Source organism: Maribacter sp. MMG018, assembly GCF_018100785.1.
Lineage (GTDB): Bacteria > Bacteroidota > Bacteroidia > Flavobacteriales > Flavobacteriaceae > Maribacter.
Genome location: NZ_JAGJEC010000015.1, coordinates 1 through 774 on the forward strand (window position 1 = coordinate 1; position 774 = coordinate 774).

The following is a 774-nucleotide window of genomic DNA, read 5'->3' on the forward strand; positions in this document are numbered from 1 at the left end:
GCGTTCAATTCCACAGCTAATTTTGAGAAGACTTTTTTAACTTCAGGAGATTCGCCTTCTTTGGAAAAGTATTCTATTTTTTCCAATAATTGGGAACTGTATTCTTGGTTTAGGTTCCCCCATATTTTGCTTAAATTCTGTGATATAGTATTAGCCAATTCAAGTTTATCTGCCGCAAGATATTTATAGTTCGGTTCAATCATATTCATGGAGCCAAGATAAATTTTGAATGAACCTTCGTTAAATGATTTGACTTTTTTCTTATTAGATTCTGTTTCCTCCAAGTCAGGTACATAATGTTGAAAGTAGAGCTCCGAGGTATTTGTCGTTTCTACTATGGCTCTTTTCAAAATTTCAATTATTTCATTACTATAAAATTTATTTTCACTTTCGGAACTACCTCCATACAAGCTAAACAAATTTGGTAATGAGCCTTTAAACTCTCCAAAATTGTCGAACTGCTCCAACATGTTTAAAGAGTCCGTTGGATTAATACTAGGTAGTGAAGTCATTATTTTTTTGAAAGCAGCTGAAGTTTTTTTGTCCCTTAACCGCGGTAATGAAAACGTGTCCATTTTCTTTAGTCCTTGGAGAACTTCAAATCCCTTTTGCAAGTCTTCATTTGTCCATTCTTTTCCAATTTCTGGAAGTCCAGATTCACTAAAATCGATACTAGCTTTTGTCTTCCCCTCTTTGTTTTGACAGGAACAAAGATTAAATGATAATAAAACTGAAATTAGGATGACTTTTATTTTCATAATTATAGCTAACGGT

1 protein-coding gene is annotated in these 774 nt (G+C 33.1%); it reads right to left on the reverse strand.

Going from position 1 to position 774, the window contains the following annotated elements:
- Positions 1 to 758: hypothetical protein (locus J8L85_RS17925; RefSeq protein WP_211019546.1), on the reverse strand; the 758-nt coding region annotated here is incomplete at its 3' end.
- Positions 759 to 774: the final 16 nt, after the last annotated feature.